The sequence below is a fragment of the Clostridium prolinivorans genome (assembly GCF_004011155.1).
GTDB classification, from domain to species: Bacteria; Bacillota; Clostridia; order Clostridiales; family Clostridiaceae; genus Clostridium_AT; species Clostridium_AT prolinivorans.
Genome location: NZ_RJWG01000004.1, coordinates 110,051 through 127,576, shown reverse-complemented (window position 1 = coordinate 127,576; position 17,526 = coordinate 110,051). Strand labels below are relative to the sequence as shown.

Here is a 17,526-nt window from a genome sequence, read left to right as displayed (position 1 = left end):
AAATTATAGATTTTAGCTGATATTTAAGTGTTGTATGTAATGAATATCGTGTATACAACTTTCATAATAGATATGAAAATATAAAATTAAAAAATATAATGTTAAACAATAAATGGAGGTTAATTATGATTATTGAAAAATTAAATGATAATTGGCAGATGAGAAATATAAATGATGAAGAATATATTAATGCATCTGTACCTGGGTCGGTCTATAGTGATTTACTTAAAAACAACAAAATGGAAGATCCTTATTATAGGGATAATGAGCTAAAAGCATTAAAACTTATGGATCAGGATTATGAGTATAAATTAATCTTTAATACATCAAAGAAGATGCTAAATTCTGATGAAATTATGCTGCATTTTGATGGATTAGATACATTAGCAGATATCTATTTAAATGAAAATCATATTGCTTATGTCAATAATATGCATAGAATATGGGAATTTGAAGTAAAGAGAGATCTTAAAGAAGAAAAGAATGAGTTAAAAATAGTTTTTCATTCACCTACAAAATTTATTAAGGAAGCTGATAAAAAACAGCATATTGGTGGTTCATCAGATGCTATGAAAGGTTTTCCACAGATAAGAAAAGCACATTGTATGTTTGGATGGGATTGGGGACCAAGGCTTCCTGATATGGGAATTTGGAGAGAAGTTTCACTTTTAGGAATAAGTAAAGGAAGAATAGAAAATGTATACATAAAGCAAGAACATAAAGATAATAAAGTGATACTTGATTTTCAAATAGATATGATAAAAACAAAAGATAGACATGCATTAAGATTTCATGATGAAGAAAATAAAGCAATAAATTATGGTTATTATTATGAGATTAGTATTACAAATCCTGATGGTATAAAAGAAGTTTATAGTGGTTCACCTAAAAAAATAGTAATTAATAATCCTAAACTTTGGTGGCCTAATGGATATGGGAATCAGCCTTTATATAAGATCGAAGTTGCACTTATGCATAGCAAAGAAAAAATTGATACTTGGAAAAAACGAATTGGACTTAGGACTTTAACAGTACATATTGAAAAAGATAAATATGGCGAGAGTTTTGCTCACGAAGTAAATGGTGTAAAAGTATTTGCTATGGGTGCAGATTATATACCGGAAGACTGTATTTTAAGCAGAGTAACTCCAGAGAGAACATATAATCTTTTAAAGCAGTGTAAAGATGCATATTTTAATAGTGTGCGTGTATGGGGTGGCGGAAATTATCCTTATGATGCATTTTATGATGCCTGTGATGAACTTGGACTTATGGTATGGCAGGATTTTATGTTTGCATGTGCAAATTATAACTTAACAGATGAATTTGAAGAAAATATAAGGGCAGAGTTTATAGATAACATAAAAAGAATAAGGAATCATCCTTCTCTTGCTCTTTGGTGTGGGAATAATGAAATGGAACAATTTGTTTCAGAAGGTAATTGGGAACTTACTCCAAAACTTAAGAGTGATTATATAAAGATTTATGAGTATATTATACCTAAAATATTAAAAGAATATGATCCTGAAACATTTTATTGGCCAGCAAGTCCATCATCAGGAGGTGGATTTGATAATCCAAATGATGAAAACAGGGGTGATGTACATTATTGGGATGTATGGCATGGAAATAAACCATTCACTGAATATAGAAAGTTTTTTTTCCGTTATGTTTCTGAATTTGGTTTTCAATCATTTCCTTCATTAAAAACTGTTGAAACATTTACAAAACCGGAAGATAGAAATATATTTTCATATATTATGGAAAAGCATCAAAGAAACAATGGAGCTAACAGTAAAATAATGAGCTATATGGGGGCTACTTATCTTTATCCAAATGACTTTAATACCCTTCTTTATGCTTCACAACTCCTTCAGGCAGAAGCTATTCGTTATGGAGTAGAACATTTTAGAAGAAACAGAGGGCGCTGTATGGGAACTATATATTGGCAATTGAATGATTGTTGGCCTGTTGCTTCATGGGCTTCTATAGATTATTTTGGGAGATGGAAGGCACTACACTATTATGCTAAAAGGTTTTTTGCGCCTCTTATGTTATCTTGTAAAGAGGAAGGGCTACTTACTCAAGATCCAAATGTTAATGCTGAACCATATGAAGTTAAAAAATCTATACAACTTTGTGTTTCAAATGAATCTATGCATGATGAAAAAGTTACTGTAAGATGGGCTTTAAGAAATAATAAAGCAGAAATAAAGAAAGAAGATTCATGTGAAGTGATGGTAAAAAAGCTTACAAGTAATTGGCTGGATATTATAGATATGCAGGAAGCATCACTTTATGAAGACTATGTAAGTTATGAAATGTTAAAGGAGGGAGAGATAATATCAGAAGGAACAGTTATATTTTCTATACCAAAGCATTTTAAATTTATTGATCCTAAATTAACTTATAAAGTAGAAGGAGATGAAATAGTAATTTTTTCTGAAAGTTATGCAAAAAATGTTGAAATAATAAATAAAAATGATGATATGCTGCTTGAGGATAATTATTTTGATATGAATGGGGGAGAAAGAAGAATAAAAATATTAAAAGGGAAGCCAGAAGAAATAAAAATTAGAAGTGTTTATGACATAAGATAAGAAGGTGAATAAAATTGGATTTAAAAGAAAATGAAAAACTAATTTATGCAGATATGGAAAATTTAAGTTATAGTGGAAGAATTGATTTTTTAGATCCTAAGGCTCCAATATTTATATTCCCTGGTAGTTCAGTATCTATGCTATTTAAGGGCTCAAATCTTAAAGCTTTAATAAAAAATAATCATGATTATAATGATCATAATTATAACTATTTAGGATGTATTTTAGATGGAATTGAGAAAATAATTTTTATTTCTAATGATGATAGTATTCAAGAAATAACTCTTGCAGAGGATTTAGAAACTAATAAAACTCATGAAGTAATACTTTTTAAAAGACAAGATGGCTGTCATGAATTTACTTTTTATGGCTTTATTATATCTAAAGGTGATGAGGTAAATTTACCTTATAAAAAAACAAGTAGGTATATGGAATTTTACGGCGATTCTGCAGCCTCTGGAGAACTTATTGAAGGAGAATATTCTAATGCATGGTATTCTTACGCTATGATGACAGCTAGAAATTTAAAAGCTAATGTTAATATAATAGCACAAAGCGGAATAGCACTTTTAGATAATTCAGGATATTTTCATGCACCAAAAAGCATAGGAATGGAAAGTATTTATGATAAACTCCATTTTAATCCTTCACTTGGGAAAGTTACTGATTGGAATTTTAAAGAATATAATCCACAGGTAGTTGTAATAGATATAGGTCAATATGATGCATTTCCTGAAGATTATATGAAGATTAATAAAGATAGTGAAAAATCAAAGTTTTGGAAGAGGCATTATAAAGATTTTGTATTAAACATACGAGAAAAATATCCTAGTGCTTTTATAGTTCTTACGACAACTATTACAAATCACCATTCTTCATGGGACAGATCCATAGGAATTATATGTAGAGAAATAAATGATGAAAATATTGTACATTTTCTTTATTCAAACAATGGTTGTGGTACGTCATCTTTTATAAAAAAGAAAGATGCTGAACAAATGGCATTTGAGTTGAGTATATTTTTAAAAGGATTTGGAAATAAAATTTGGTTAAAATGATTATTTGTAAGTATATTAAAGATTTAAAGAATATAGTAAAAAATTATATACAATTATTAATATACTTAAAAATATAAATGTTTTATATTGAGATATTTAAAGGAGGATTTTAAATGAATAAACGTTTAAAAAAAATTTGTGCATTATTATCAATAAGTGCAATGATTGCAACACTATTTGTTGGATGCAAAACAAGTACAACATCTAAAAATTCTAATGCTACTTCAAAACAATCAGATACAACATCTAAAGCAAATAACAATAAAAATTCAACTCCTAGAAATGAAACGCTTTATTTTAATGGACAACAATGGGGAGCAATAAATGATTGGAATCCACTATCTAGTAATTCAAATAATGCTATGGGTATTGGTCAGAAAGATTCTGCTAGAACATTAATTTATGAAACTCTTTATATGTATAATATGTTAGATGGTAAAATGTATCCATTATTAGCATCAGGAGATCCTGTGTGGAATGATGAACATACATCTCTTACAATTAAAATTAATCCAGATGCAAAGTGGTGGGATGGAACTCAGGTTACTGCAGAAGATGTAGCTTATACATGGGATGTAAACTTTAAATATCAAACTGCAGCAGGATCAGATTATACAAATTATATAGAAAGCATAAAAGCTCAAGATTCTTCTACAGTAATAATTAATGCAAAATTAAAAAATGGCAAAATAATTAATCAATTAAAGGTTTTAGAATATCTTCCTAAACAATATGTAATGCAAAAGGCATATATGCAAAAAGTTGAGCAAAGAAATGAGAATGATGCTACAAAAATTAAAACTGATAAAATGGAAGATTTAGTTGCATCAGGGCCATATAAACCAATGATATCTAATGATCAAAAGGTTGTATTCCAAAGATATGATAATTACTGGGGAAAAGCAGATTCAATGTGGGGTAAACTTCCAGAACCTAAGTATATAGCACACAACATATACAAAGATAACGCTGCAGGAGATGTAGCATTTAAAGCTGGTGAAGTAGATGTTTCACAGCAGTTTATAAGTGATATACCAAGTATGGTTTCAGGTGGGAAAATATCAACTTATCTACCTGAAGCTCCTTATAATATAGGTGCTACAATGCCTACAGCTTGGTTTAACTTAGAAAAACCAGGTCTTGATCAAGTTGCAGTACGTAAGGCGATTGCTATGGCAACTGATTATGATCAGATTATTAAAACAGCTATGAGTGGTCAATCAGCATCATTTAAAGATGTACCAAGAAGTATAATGAACACAACTCCTGGAGAACAGGCATTAGTTGATCAAAACGCATTAAAAAGTGTTCAGTGGACAGGAAATGATATAGATGGAGCTAAAAAACTTTTAGATGAAGCAGGAATAAAAGATACAAATGGTGATAGTATACGTGAATATAAAGGTAAAAATCTTTCTTTCAAAGCTGAATGTCCTGCTGGATGGTCAGATTGGAATGCTTCTTTAGAAATAGTGGCAGCTGCTGGAAAAGCTATTGGAATTGATATTCAAACATATTTCCCAGATGCAAATACATTTTATGATGATTTATCCAATCAGCGCTTTGATATAGCTATGTGGAGTCCATCAGGGGCAGGTATTTCAAATCCATGGACACGTGCTTTTACTTTAATGTCAAGTAGTTATAACTCAATTAAGACTCAGATGGTAGGTAACTTTGGAGGATATTCAAATCCAACAGTTGATAAACTCTTAGAAGAAATTCCTCAAATTACAGATCAAGCTAAGCTTAAAGAATATTATACTCAGCTATCAAAGTTTTATTTAACAGATGTACCTTCATTTTCATTAATGTATAGACCTGAATTATTTTATACAGTTAATGAAAGTGTATGGACAAATTTTCCACAACAAGGATCAAAATCTAATAAAGGTATAGAAATACCTCCCTATGATTTAACAGATGGTTATGGTATTGCAGGATTGTATACAATTCAATTAATAAAATAATAATTTAAATATATAAAAAATTAGTCATGTTTTCATAAAAATTAATAGAAAACAGAAGAAAACATGGCTAGTTTTTTAGAAATTATTAGAAATTTCAAAGGGGGTATGTTTTTTGAAGGGTTATAAAAAGTATTATACAAAAAAGATAATCTGGTATCTAATAACTCTTATTATTGCTGTAATTTTGAATTTTATTTTGCCAAGACTAATGCCGGGTGATCCAGTATCGGCTATTGCTGCAAGAACAGCAACTGGTATGACAAATCAAACAGCTGTACAACAGGTCTATGATAATTATGTAAAAGCTTTTGGAATAGATAAGCCAATTTATGTACAATTTTTTAAATATATCAAAAATATACTTAAAGGTGACTTTGGTGTTTCTTTTATTTATTATCCAAGAACAGTATCTGATATTCTTGCAAAATCAATATGGTGGACATTATGTTTACAATTACCTGCAATTATTGTAGGTTGGTTTTTAGGTAATATTTTAGGAGCAGTAGCAGCATATATTAAAGGAATTTGGGACAAAGCTGTACTTCCTGCTTTTTTGTTCCTTAGTAATATGCCAGCTTTTGGAATGGCAATTATATTACAATTTTTCTTTGCAGTTTATTTGAAATGGTTACCAGCTTCACTTGGATATGGATATGATATGGTTCCTAATATGAGTCTTAAATTTATAGGCTCAGTTATTACTCACTATCAGCTTCCATTTTGGTCTATTGTTTTAATTACAATAGGAGGTCAAGCTATTGGTATGCGTTCAATGTCAATTTATGAACTTAATGCAGATTATGTTAAATATAGTCGTTTTTTAGGTATTAAAGATAGAAAGATTGTAAAATATGTATTTAGAAATGCAATGCTTCCTCAAATAACAGGATTGGCATTATCATTAGGGACTATGGTAGGAGGAGCATTAGTAGCTGAAATGATTTTCAGTTATCCTGGGTTAGGAACTACATTACTGGCGGCTATTACTGGTAGAGATTATCCTGTTATTTCAGCATGTACGCTTATAATTACAATTATGGTACTTATCGCAAATTTAGTAGTAGAAATATTATATGGTTTTATTGATCCAAGAGTTAAAGCAGTACAGCAAGACTGATAAGGAGTGATTATTATGAAAAACCTATTAAAGCAAATATTTCGTTCTCCTAGGTTTATTGTAGGATTTATATTATTTATGATTATTTTATTAACAATAATATTTTATCCTATATTTGTGACTAATGATCCATTAGAAATGATAGGTGGTTTGTTTAATAAACCAGGGACATATATATCTGTAGGCGATGTAATTAATAGTGAACATATAGATTTAAATATAGATACTTCTGCTGCAAAATTAGAATCTATTTCTATGAAAGATAGGGAGAGTATGGCTGATTGGCTTGTTAAATTTGGGAATATAAAAAAATCAGACATAGATATAAATGACGTAGTTTCTTTAGTTAAGTTGTGGAATGATAATTATAGTGCTTCTGCAGAACAAACAGGACTACTTTATGCTCAAAAACAGCAATATATAAGATTAAATAATCAAATAAATAAATTGATAAACAGTGGAGATCAATATATAGCTGTAAAAAATGAACATGGAGAATTAGAAGAAAAAAATATTGTTAGTTCTCAATCTTTTGTAAATGTTAAAGATATTGTAAATAAAAAAACTTTTATACTTGGAACAGATAATTTTGGTAGAGATGTTCTTACAGAACTTGTTGCAGCAATGGGAACGTCACTAAAGATTGGGCTTGTTTCAGGAATTATAGCTACATTTATAGGGTTAATGCTTGGATTATTTGCAGGTTATGTTGGAGGAATGATAGATGATTTTATCATGTTTATCACAAATCTTTTTACAGTTATTCCATCCTTTATCCTTTTAGTTTTAATATCATTCAGTGTTGGTCAGAGTGCAAGAGGAGTTATGCTTACAGCAAGTATTATAGGGTTAACATCATGGCCGTGGACTGCAAGATCTGTACGTTCTCAAGTTATATCTTTGAGAAATCGTGATCATGTTAATATGTCAAAGTTATCTGGTCATAGTCTTCCTAAAATTATTCTCACAGATATATTGCCTTATGTAGCCTCTTATGTTGTAATGGCATTTATTCTACAAATATCTTCTGGAATTTTGGCAGAAGCACAACTTTCTATGCTTGGTTTAGGGCCAGCTACAACAAAGGTATCGACACTTGGGCTTATGATGAATTGGGCTATGCAATATAAAGCACCAATTGCTGGTGCATGGTGGGCATTTTTGCCAGTTATTTTAGCAATAACTTTAATATCATTTTCACTTAATTTGATGAATACGGGGCTTGATCAAGTATTCAATCCACAATTAAGAGATTAATTAAAAATTAAGGAGTTAATTATGGGAAAAGTAATGCTTGAAGTAAATAATTTAAATACAAAATATATAACAAGGCAAAGAGAAGATGTTTTTGCTGTTAATAACGTTTCATTAAAAATAGAAGAAGGGAAATCTTTGGGTATAGCAGGGGAATCAGGATGCGGTAAATCCACTTTGGCACTTAGTCTTATGGGATATTATTTTTCACCGCTTCATTACATAAGTGGAGATATTATTATAGATGGAAGAAATATTTCAAGTATGAATCCGGATGATGTTAGAAAACAAATTTTAGGAAATGAAATAGCATATATTCCACAGGCAGCTATGAATGCATTAAATCCTACTCAGAAAATATTAAGTTTGATTGAAGATGTTATTCGTGCTCACAATCCAAAAGCTGAAAAGAAGGAAATATATGATCTTGCAAGAGAAAGATTTGAACTTTTGGGACTCCCTTCTGAAGTGCTTAATAAACATGCTGTTGAACTTTCTGGAGGTATGAAGCAACGTACTGTCATAGCTATTTCAACTATACTTTCACCTAAGGTATTAATTGCAGATGAACCTTCTTCAGCTCTAGATGTTACATCTCAAAAAATGGTAATAAAAATGCTTAAAAGCTTAATGGAAAAAGGGCTTATAAAGTCTATGATTTTTATTACTCACGAACTTCCTTTGCTTTATAATGTAACAGATGAAATCATGGTTATGTATGCAGGTCAGATTATAGAAAAAGGAAATTCAAAAGAAATAGTATTTGATCCTATGCATCCATATTCCAAAGGACTTATGGGGTCGATTTTAGTTCCTGAAGAAAATATGAAAAGTAGCAAACTTTCTGTAATTCCAGGCACCCCCCCAAATTTAAAACATCCTCCTAAAGGCTGCAGATTTGCTGATCGTTGTAAATATGTAAAAACTGAGTGCAGAGATAAAGAAATATCTAAAAAAGAATTTGATAATGGTAGAATGTATTGTTGTATATATTCAGTTGATGAATTAAGAGAGATGGAGTATAAATAATTTTAAAATAATAAGAAAACTTAAGTTGTTTTGGTTAATATGATGTATATAAGATGTAGTTGTATTATAAAAGATTCAAAATAAAAAAACAGCTTTTGATAAAATAAAAGAATTAACATAAGCTAATAAATTAAACAAATAAAAACTTAAAAAATAAACTACTGAATAAATAAAATAAAGGATTATATAGGGAGGTTAGGGCTATGAGTAATGGGGGAAAAATTCCGTGTTTAAGCGGGAAAGGTATTACTAAAATATATGGCAATAACAAAACTAGAACTTTAGCTGTAGACCATGTAGATTTTGAATTTGCTAAGGGAGAGGTTATCTCTATAGTTGGAGAAAGTGGAAGTGGGAAGACAACATTAGCTAAGATGATATTAGGACTTACAAGTGTAACAGAAGGAGAAATTTATTTTAATGGAAATCTTAGGGATATATCTTCACACAAAAAGAAAAAAAATTATTGGAAAGGTATACAAGCTGTGTTTCAAGATCCTTTTGCGTCGTTTAATATGTTTTATAAAATAGATTCTGTACTTTTAGATTGTATAAATATGAGGGGTGGGAAAAATTTATCAAAAGAAAAAAAGATTGAACTTATGACAGAGGCATGTAGTTTTGTAAATTTAAAATTTTCAGAGCTTACCAATAAGTATCCATTTGAATTATCAGGTGGACAGATGCAACGTCTTATGATAGCAAGAATTTTTCTTTTGAAACCAGAAATTTTGATTGCAGACGAGCCTACTTCTATGGTAGATGCATGTTCAAGAGCAACAATACTAGATATGCTTTTAAAACTACGAGAAGAAAATGATATGACAATTGTTTTTATAACTCATGATATAGGACTTGCGTATTATGTATCTGATGTTGTTTATATAATGGAGCATGGCAAGTTTGTTGAATATGGCAGTGCTGATGAAGTTATATTAAAGCCAAAAGAAACGTACACTAAAAGACTTATAAGTGATGTACCTAAAATTTATGAGCCGTGGGATTTATCAACAGTAGGATAGATTGGAAGTGTAATTAGTTTTGTGTAAAGTCAAATCTAATTACACTTAATTTTTTGTAGTTAATGAGTATTTATGAAAAAGCAAGTGATTATTCATTTAAGCAGAAAGATAATTTATAAATATAGTTTAATGCTTACATAAATCAGTAAAAACTCTAATAATTTGATATAATAATATATGACATAAAAATTTAAAGTTAGAGAGGTGTTTATAATATGAAAACTAAAAAAACTTTTAGTAGATTATTGATAATTTTTATGGCTACACTTTTAGTTGTATCTGTTCCTTTAAAAGAAGTTTATGCAGATGCATATAAAGTTGTAACTTTAGGTGGAGACCTTACTGAAAATCAAAAGAAGGATATGCTTAAATACTTTGGAGTTGATGAAAATACTGCTAATATAATAGAAGTTAATATAGATGAGGAAAGAAAGTATCTAGAAGGGACAGCAAGTATAGATAAGATAGGGACAAAATCTATATCTTGTTCTTACATAGAGCCAACCTCAAGTGGTGGATTAAATGTAACTGTAAATAATGTGTATTGGGTAACTGATGATATGATAAAAAATGCACTTATTACAGCAGGAATAAAAAATGCTAATGTTAAAGTATCGGCTCCTATTAAAGTTTCTGGTACAGCTGCTCTTACTGGAATTTTAAAAGGCTTTGAAAATAGCAGTGGTGGAAGTAAAATTGATGAAAATAAAAAAGAAGTAGCAAATGAAGAACTTTCTACTACAGCAGAATTAGGTGATAAAATAGGTAAAGATGAAGCTGCAAAAGTTATAAATGATATAAAAACTCAAGTAATAAAAGATAAACCTAAAACTGAAGAGGCGGTAAAAAATATAGTTTTAAATGTTATAAATAATTATAATTTAAATTTGAGCAATGAAGATATAGACAAAATAACAGCTCTTATGAATAAAATAAATGGATTAAATTTAAATTTTGCAGATATAAAAGATCAGTTAAATCAAGTTTCAAATCAGTTAAAAGAAGTTTTATCCAGTGAAGAGACTAAAAGTTTTTTTACAAAACTTATTGATGCAATCAAAAGCTTTTTTTCAAAGATATTCGGATAAATTGTCTTAAAAGTAATTAAATTTATATAAATATGAAGTATAAAAGCTCCGTTCATTTAGATAATGAGCGGAGCTTTTATATTGTTTTTACAGGTAAATATCATATATATTTATAAATTTTTATAATTTTAATTTAATTTTAATCTTAATTTTAATATTTTTTAATTTAAATAAATTACTATTTAAAAATAAAAGGAAGAGCTTTATAGTCGCAAATATAAAAATTATATTCATAATTAAAGGAGGAAACAAATAATGGTAAATATTTTTATTAAAGCAAAAGAATTTTGTAAAAATTATAAAAAAAGAATAATAAGAACTTTAATTCTCTGCATTATTATTATTGTAGTATTTACTGGAACAATAACTGGAGTCATTTATTCAAAAGCGAAAAACAATATAAAGTATACTCAGGATAAGTTACAGCAAATTGCATTAGAAAAGGTACCTGGTGAAGTTATTAAGGTTGAAAAAGAATTAAATTTTGAAGAAGCTGTTTATGAATATGAGTTTAAAATTAAAGATAAAGAAAACATGCTTCAAACAGTTAAATTGGATTCTCAAAGTGGAGGAATAATATGTATAAATAATGAAAAATCAAAAGATGAAAATAGAGAAAATCATAGAAATGAAATAGAAAATCATAGAAAAAATTAAATAAAAGCTATATACTATAATTACAAATAGTGGGCAATTAGCTCACTATTTTATTATGGAGGTGCTGACTATGAGGGATTTTAGTATTTTGTTAGTAGAAGATGAAAAACAAATGGCAATGTTTATTGAAATGGAATTAGTTCATGAAGGATATAATGTAAATACAGTACATAATGGACGAGAAGGATTAAAAAATGCAAAAGAAAATGAGTATGATTTAATTCTTTTAGATGTAATGCTCCCTTGTATTAATGGTATAGAGGTTTGCAGAAAAATAAGAGAATTTTCAATGGTACCTATAATAATGCTGACTGCTAAAAGTGATATATCTGATAAGGTAATAGGTTTAGATTCAGGAGCTAATGATTATCTTACAAAGCCTTTTGCAATTGAAGAACTTTTAGCAAGAATAAGGGTATATGAAAGGGATAAATTTATAGTAAATAAAAATGATGAAATCAGAGTTAAAGATGTAGTTATGAATAATAGAACACATCAGGTTAAAAGAAACGGAAAAGATATTGAGCTTACTAAAAAAGAATATGATCTTTTAGAAATGCTTTTAATAAATAAAAATGTAGTTTTAACTAGAGAACAGCTAATTGAGAAGATTTGGGGATATGACTATACGGGAGATACTAATGTTGTAGATGTTTTTATAAGATATTTACGAAGTAAAATTGATGATGGCTTTGAAGATAAACTCATAACTACTATAAGAGGAGTAGGATATGTTATTAAAGGTGATTAATGATGAATTTGAAAATTATTAAAAATGCTAAAATTTCAGTAAAACTTACATTAATATATGCTTTTATGTTTTCTTTAGTGTTATTATTACTAAATGCTTCAATTTTATATGGTATAAAATATTATTTATACAGTCAAGCTAATAAACAGTTAATTGATATTAAATCTATAATAGTAAGTAAGGTTACAGCTGAAAATCAATATATAGACTTATCAAATGAAGAAATTATTTCGGAAGTACCTATAACAGAGAATATACATATAAAAATAACAGATTATAACGGTAAAATAATTAATTCTTCAGATAGATTTAACTATAAAATTAGATTAAGAGAACCTTATAATAAAATAATTAAGATAGAAACAAAAGGGAAACATTTATTGTATGAAAATGTTGAAATAAATAGTAATGCTAATGGTACATTTTATATTCAAATAGTAAAAGATATGGACAATGAATATGATTTTATGAAGATTTTGTTTATAATAATGGCTATAGCAGATTTTATGGGTATAATTGTTTCCATTATATTAGGATACATAGTAAGTAAAAAAATGCTAAAACCAATAGATTACATAACTAAAACTGCTGAAAATATTAGTATAAATAACTTAAAAGAAAGAATTGAGGTAAAAGGTCCAGAAGATGAATTAAAAAGACTTGCAGATACTTTTAACAAAATGATAGATAGACTTCAAGAATCTTTTAATAGGCAGGTTCAATTTGTATCTGATGCATCTCATGAGCTTAGAACTCCTATAGCTGTTATTCAAGGATATGCTAATCTTTTAGATAGATGGGGTAAAAATGATAAAGAAGCTTTAGAAAAATCAATTTATGCTATTAAACTGGAAACAGACAATATGGCAAGTTTAGTTGAAAAACTTTTATTTCTTGCAAAGGGTGATAGCGGAAATCAAAAAATAGATAAAAAAGAATTTTGGCTTAATGATCTTATTAATGAAGTAGTATCAGAAAGTAAACTAATAGCTCCAAATAGAATAATAACAAATAGTTTTAATGATCCAGTAAAAGTGTATGCAGATTATAAAATGATAAAGCAAATGATAAGGATATTTATTGATAATAGTATAAAATTTACTAAAGATAAAAGTAAAATTGATATAAGTTCAAAACTATATAATAAAAGTATAAAAATTACTGTTAGTGATAATGGCATAGGTATACCTAAAGATGAAATTAAAAATATATTTGATAGATTTTATACTGTAGATAAATCAAGATCTAAAGAAAAAGGTGGAACAGGATTAGGACTTTCTATAGCAAAATGGATTACTGATATGCATAACGGAATTATAGAAGTTGAAAGTGAAGAAGGCAAAGGAACAACTATATCTGTAATTCTAGAGAGGTGGTAGTAATGGATATAAACAATATATTAATTATAAGAGCGATTTATACAGGTTTATTAACTGGTATAGCAATTGCAATACCTATGGGACCTGCAGGTTTTGAATCTGTTAGATGGACTATTTCAAAAGGTTTTAAACAAGGAGTTAAGGTAGCAGCAGGATCTTTAATTGCAGATGCGATTGATGTTATACTCATTAACTTTGGTCTTCTTGAGTTAATTGAAACAAATAAAATACTAGAAGTATCTTTTTGGATAATTTCTGGAATTATAATATTTTTAATTGGATATAAAGCCTTAAAGAAAAGTAAAGGAAGCAAGCCCCAAAAAGAAGAACAAGTATTAGTTGAAAAAAATTCAAATTCACGTGCTTTATTTACAGGGTTTATAGTAAATTTCTCAAATCCCATGACTCATTTTTTTTGGTTAACTTTGAGTAGTACTGTAATAAGAATATGGAGAAGTTATGGGAAATTTGTTTATTTTATATTTGCTCTATTTATGTTATGTGGTATGTTCATAAGCTTATTTACTATTAATTTTTTAGCATCTCATGGTAAGAAGTTTACTACACCTAAGGTTTCAGGTAAATTTGAAAATATACTTTCTTATGTCATAGTATTATTTGGGATAGGGTTTATAGTAAATGGATTATATAAATTATCTTATTTTTTAGTAAAATAAGATAGCAAACTACAAATCATTGTTTGAGAGTATTAATCAGATTATCTTACAAAGCTTTTTACAATTGAATACCTTTTAAAAATTTGCTTGAATATTTTTTAGTCTAACTAATTACTTGAGCTTTAAAATATAAATTTTAGGTTTTTTATAAAGCTCAAGTAAAGATTATTTATTAAATTTTATGCTTTAATATATTTTTAATAAACAAAAATAGAAGATTTATTTTGAATTTTGTATTGATAAGTATCTATATTTAAAACAAAGTTTACAATAATTTCAGCTATATGAGGGTTATTATAAATTTTTTGCGAATTTTTTATATCTTTTAGCTTTTCACCATTATTTGCAATTAAATTATTTACGGTAGTTTTAATATTTTCTAAATTTGTACACATAACTCCAAGATTATATTTTTCAGCAAACAAGGGGTTGTCTTTTTCTTGTCCTGGTAGTGCACCAGTTAAAACTAATGGTACATTACAAGCTATAGCTTCCATCATAACGTTAGGACTTGCACGAGTAAATGCAATATCACTAGACTGCATTAATTCTTGTATATTTTCAGTAAAACCATATATTTCAATTCTGTCATTATATTTGAATTTTAAAGATTTTTGTAATTTATTCTTTAATGAATAGTTACGTCCTGCCACAATTTTTACTGTACAATTAAAATTATCAAGAAGAATTTGAGCTATATTTTTCATATTACCGACACCTTCTCCACCACTCATTATTAAGCAGCTAAAAGGTTTATTTTTATTATATACAACCTTTTCTTCATAAATATAAGAAGAATTATAAAACCTTGAACGCACAGGGAAACCTAGAACTTTTATGTTTTCAGGAGAAACACCAAAAGAAATGCATTTATCTCGAGCTTCTTCAGTAGGGCTTATAATATAGTAAGCTCTAGGATCTGCCCATAGTGGAGATATATTTATTAAATCAGCAATAAGTGTAACTACAGGTATTTTTAAATTATTTTTTTCTAGTATATTTATAATTGAACCATTGAAATTAGGATGCAATGTTAAAATTAAGTCTGGATTAATCTTTTTTAATAACTTTAAAAGATTATCTTTTATTTTAAATTCAAATATTTCATTAATTAGTGATGGTTTATTAGTTGATATATCCCATATTAGTTCCCATAGACTTTCAGATTTTCTTGTAATTGGACCATATGATTTTCCTGCTTTTATCAATATGTTTCCACCAAGTGAAAATCCGTCTATGATATGAAATTCAATATTTTTATTTTCAGAGAGTTTTTCGGATAAAGATTCTGCAATACTTTTGTGTCCATTACCTGTAAAATTTGATGAAATAATAAGTATATTTTTAATCATATTTTTATTCCTTTCTCTAAGTTTATTTGAACAAGCTAAGCTCAGCATCGGATTTTTATAAAACTTGTACATTTTTTATTAAAAACTTAATTATTATTTTATATAATTAAGTTTAAATAATAATTAAAGTTAAATTAAAATTACATTAAATATATAATATATTTCTATAAGTTATAGATGTAAATTTTTTGAAGTGGTTTTATAAATATGTTAAATCTTAATATAAATCTAAAACTATTTTAATCTAATTTTAATTTGCAACATTTATAATGAAAATATACTTTAATGAAAATAGTTTTAGCAATATTTAGTTATTTTAATAAATTAAAGTATAATAAAATTGTTTTTATTTAACTAAGGAAGGTGTTTGTATGTATTTAAATATTTCAAGAAAAATAAATACTTTAGACAATTATGTATTATTTATTATAAACAAATATTTAAAAAACAAATATTTAGATATATTAATGCCTGTTATTACTATTATGGGAAATTTAGGAACTATATGGGTTATAATAGCTATTGTTTTATCATTAAATAGTCCATACAAAACTACTGTAAATTTAGTAATATTAACACTGATTATAAGCACCACAATAGGAGAAGGGATAATAAAACATATTGTAAAAAGGGTTAGGCCATGTAATATAGTATGTAATAATATGGTTTTAATTACAAAACCTTTATCATATTCTTTTCCTTCAGGACATACATTATCTTCCTTTGCTGTTGCAAAAGTATTATCTATATATTTTCATGAATATGAATTATTATTTATTGTAATAGCATTCTTAATAGCATTATCAAGATTATATCTATATGTACATTATCCTACAGATGTTTTAGCAGGAATTATTTTAGGCTTATTATGTTCAAAAATAGTATTGATAATTATAGGAAAAGGTTATTTAGGACAAATTATTTTCTTATATCAACATATTAAATAAATTTAAAATTTTTTATTGTAATACTTATATATGAACTGTAAATTTAAGGCTTACATAGTAAAATAGATAATAAATAAATATTTTTTATGAGGGGGGCAAAAATATGTGGAAATTATTTGCTATATTATCAGCAGTGTTTGCGGCATTAACATCAATTCTTGCCAAAATAGGTATAAAAGGAGTAGACTCTAATTTGGCTACAGCAATTAGAACTGTTGTTATAACAATATTAGCGTGGAATATAGTATTCGCAACAGGAGCACAAAGTGGGATAGCAAGTTTAACTAAAAAAAGTTGGATTTTTTTAATTTTATCAGGATTAGCAACTGGTTTATCGTGGTTATTTTATTATAAGGCTATATCTTTAGGAAATGTATCACAAGTTGCACCTATTGATAAATCAAGTATAGTACTTACACTGATTTTATCTTATTTAATATTAGGAGAACAATTTACAGCAAAGACTTTAATTGCAGGTTTGCTTATAACTGCAGGAACTTTTGTAATGATATGGAAGTAAATAAAATTTTAATGTAAATCTAAAAACATTTTAATTTAAATTTAATTTATAATATTTATAATAATAAATATAGTGATTAAACCGCAATAAATTGTAAATAAATTT

Annotated in this window: 15 protein-coding genes; 14 read left to right on the top strand and 1 reads right to left on the bottom strand. The window is 27.5% G+C overall.

The features are described from left to right. Positions 1-125 precede the first annotated feature (125 nt). The 12 genes from EGD97_RS05780 (at position 126) to EGD97_RS05725 (ending at position 14,602) form a co-directional block, all read left to right on the top strand. Positions 126-2,600, top strand: a complete 2,475-nt coding sequence (locus tag EGD97_RS05780) for a beta-mannosidase (protein ID WP_127836752.1) — start codon at positions 126-128, stop codon at positions 2,598-2,600. 14 nt (positions 2,601-2,614) lie between these two features. Continuing rightward, the gene (locus tag EGD97_RS05775) at positions 2,615-3,658 is read left to right on the top strand and encodes an SGNH/GDSL hydrolase family protein (RefSeq protein WP_127836751.1); all 1,044 of its coding nucleotides are present in this window, start codon (positions 2,615-2,617) and stop codon (positions 3,656-3,658) included. Between the two features lie 113 nt (positions 3,659-3,771). Further along, positions 3,772-5,628, top strand: coding sequence for an ABC transporter substrate-binding protein (locus tag EGD97_RS05770; protein WP_127836750.1), 1,857 nt, complete (start codon positions 3,772-3,774; stop codon positions 5,626-5,628). Between the two features lie 112 nt (positions 5,629-5,740). Next, positions 5,741-6,745 carry an ABC transporter permease gene (locus EGD97_RS05765; protein ID WP_127836749.1) on the top strand — a complete coding sequence of 335 codons (1,005 nt, stop codon included), beginning with the start codon at positions 5,741-5,743 and terminating at the stop codon, positions 6,743-6,745. Positions 6,746-6,760: 15 nt separating this feature from the next. Continuing rightward, the gene (locus EGD97_RS05760; protein WP_078681252.1) at positions 6,761-8,002 is read left to right on the top strand and encodes an ABC transporter permease; all 1,242 of its coding nucleotides are present in this window, start codon (positions 6,761-6,763) and stop codon (positions 8,000-8,002) included. A gap of 21 nt (positions 8,003-8,023) precedes the next feature. Next, a complete protein-coding gene (locus EGD97_RS05755) occupies positions 8,024-9,028 on the top strand; it encodes an ABC transporter ATP-binding protein (protein WP_164850166.1) in 1,005 nt (334 codons plus the stop codon). Positions 9,029-9,231: 203 nt separating this feature from the next. Continuing rightward, positions 9,232-10,050 carry an ABC transporter ATP-binding protein gene (locus EGD97_RS05750; RefSeq protein ID WP_127836748.1) on the top strand — a complete coding sequence of 273 codons (819 nt, stop codon included), beginning with the start codon at positions 9,232-9,234 and terminating at the stop codon, positions 10,048-10,050. 215 nt (positions 10,051-10,265) lie between these two features. After that, positions 10,266-11,138, top strand: coding sequence for a DUF1002 domain-containing protein (locus EGD97_RS05745; RefSeq protein ID WP_127836747.1), 873 nt, complete (start codon positions 10,266-10,268; stop codon positions 11,136-11,138). Positions 11,139-11,393: 255 nt separating this feature from the next. Beyond that, positions 11,394-11,795, top strand: a complete 402-nt coding sequence (locus EGD97_RS05740) for a PepSY domain-containing protein (protein WP_127836746.1) — start codon at positions 11,394-11,396, stop codon at positions 11,793-11,795. A 70-nt stretch (positions 11,796-11,865) separates the two neighbouring features. Then, positions 11,866-12,546, top strand: coding sequence for a response regulator transcription factor (locus tag EGD97_RS05735; protein ID WP_127836745.1), 681 nt, complete (start codon positions 11,866-11,868; stop codon positions 12,544-12,546). 2 nt (positions 12,547-12,548) lie between these two features. Next, positions 12,549-13,925 (top strand): sensor histidine kinase, encoded by a 1,377-nt coding sequence (locus EGD97_RS05730; RefSeq protein ID WP_127836744.1) that lies wholly within the window; start codon positions 12,549-12,551, stop codon positions 13,923-13,925. Positions 13,926-13,927: 2 nt separating this feature from the next. Next, a complete protein-coding gene (locus tag EGD97_RS05725; protein ID WP_127836743.1) occupies positions 13,928-14,602 on the top strand; it encodes a LysE family translocator in 675 nt (224 codons plus the stop codon). Positions 14,603-14,799: 197 nt separating this feature from the next. Here the strand turns inward: EGD97_RS05725 and EGD97_RS05720 are convergent, their stop codons facing one another. Next, positions 14,800-15,954 carry an MGDG synthase family glycosyltransferase gene (locus EGD97_RS05720; RefSeq protein WP_127836818.1) on the bottom strand — a complete coding sequence of 385 codons (1,155 nt, stop codon included), beginning with the start codon at positions 15,952-15,954 and terminating at the stop codon, positions 14,800-14,802. Positions 15,955-16,325: 371 nt separating this feature from the next. Between EGD97_RS05720 and EGD97_RS05715 the strand changes: the two genes are divergently transcribed. Both EGD97_RS05715 and EGD97_RS05710 read left to right on the top strand, forming a co-directional pair. Beyond that, positions 16,326-16,901 carry a phosphatase PAP2 family protein gene (locus tag EGD97_RS05715; RefSeq protein WP_127836742.1) on the top strand — a complete coding sequence of 192 codons (576 nt, stop codon included), beginning with the start codon at positions 16,326-16,328 and terminating at the stop codon, positions 16,899-16,901. A 103-nt stretch (positions 16,902-17,004) separates the two neighbouring features. Further along, a complete protein-coding gene (locus tag EGD97_RS05710) occupies positions 17,005-17,421 on the top strand; it encodes an EamA family transporter (RefSeq protein ID WP_127836741.1) in 417 nt (138 codons plus the stop codon). Positions 17,422-17,526: the final 105 nt, after the last annotated feature.

Excerpts from the sequence above, each read along its gene's own strand:
- EGD97_RS05715 (WP_127836742.1), top strand. The coding sequence starts at position 16,326 with ATGTATTTAAATATTTCAAGAAAAATAAATACTTTAGACAATTATGTA.
- EGD97_RS05770 (WP_127836750.1), top strand. The coding sequence starts at position 3,772 with ATGAATAAACGTTTAAAAAAAATTTGTGCATTATTATCAATAAGTGCA.
- EGD97_RS05755 (WP_164850166.1), top strand. The coding sequence starts at position 8,024 with ATGGGAAAAGTAATGCTTGAAGTAAATAATTTAAATACAAAATATATA.
- EGD97_RS05740 (WP_127836746.1), top strand. The coding sequence starts at position 11,394 with ATGGTAAATATTTTTATTAAAGCAAAAGAATTTTGTAAAAATTATAAA.
- EGD97_RS05720 (WP_127836818.1), bottom strand. The coding sequence starts at position 15,954 with ATGATTAAAAATATACTTATTATTTCATCAAATTTTACAGGTAATGGA.
- EGD97_RS05710 (WP_127836741.1), top strand. The coding sequence starts at position 17,005 with ATGTGGAAATTATTTGCTATATTATCAGCAGTGTTTGCGGCATTAACA.
- EGD97_RS05745 (WP_127836747.1), top strand. The coding sequence starts at position 10,266 with ATGAAAACTAAAAAAACTTTTAGTAGATTATTGATAATTTTTATGGCT.
- EGD97_RS05750 (WP_127836748.1), top strand. The coding sequence starts at position 9,232 with ATGAGTAATGGGGGAAAAATTCCGTGTTTAAGCGGGAAAGGTATTACT.
- EGD97_RS05725 (WP_127836743.1), top strand. The coding sequence starts at position 13,928 with ATGGATATAAACAATATATTAATTATAAGAGCGATTTATACAGGTTTA.
- EGD97_RS05760 (WP_078681252.1), top strand. The coding sequence starts at position 6,761 with ATGAAAAACCTATTAAAGCAAATATTTCGTTCTCCTAGGTTTATTGTA.
- EGD97_RS05735 (WP_127836745.1), top strand. The coding sequence starts at position 11,866 with ATGAGGGATTTTAGTATTTTGTTAGTAGAAGATGAAAAACAAATGGCA.
- EGD97_RS05730 (WP_127836744.1), top strand. The coding sequence starts at position 12,549 with ATGAATTTGAAAATTATTAAAAATGCTAAAATTTCAGTAAAACTTACA.
- EGD97_RS05780 (WP_127836752.1), top strand. The coding sequence starts at position 126 with ATGATTATTGAAAAATTAAATGATAATTGGCAGATGAGAAATATAAAT.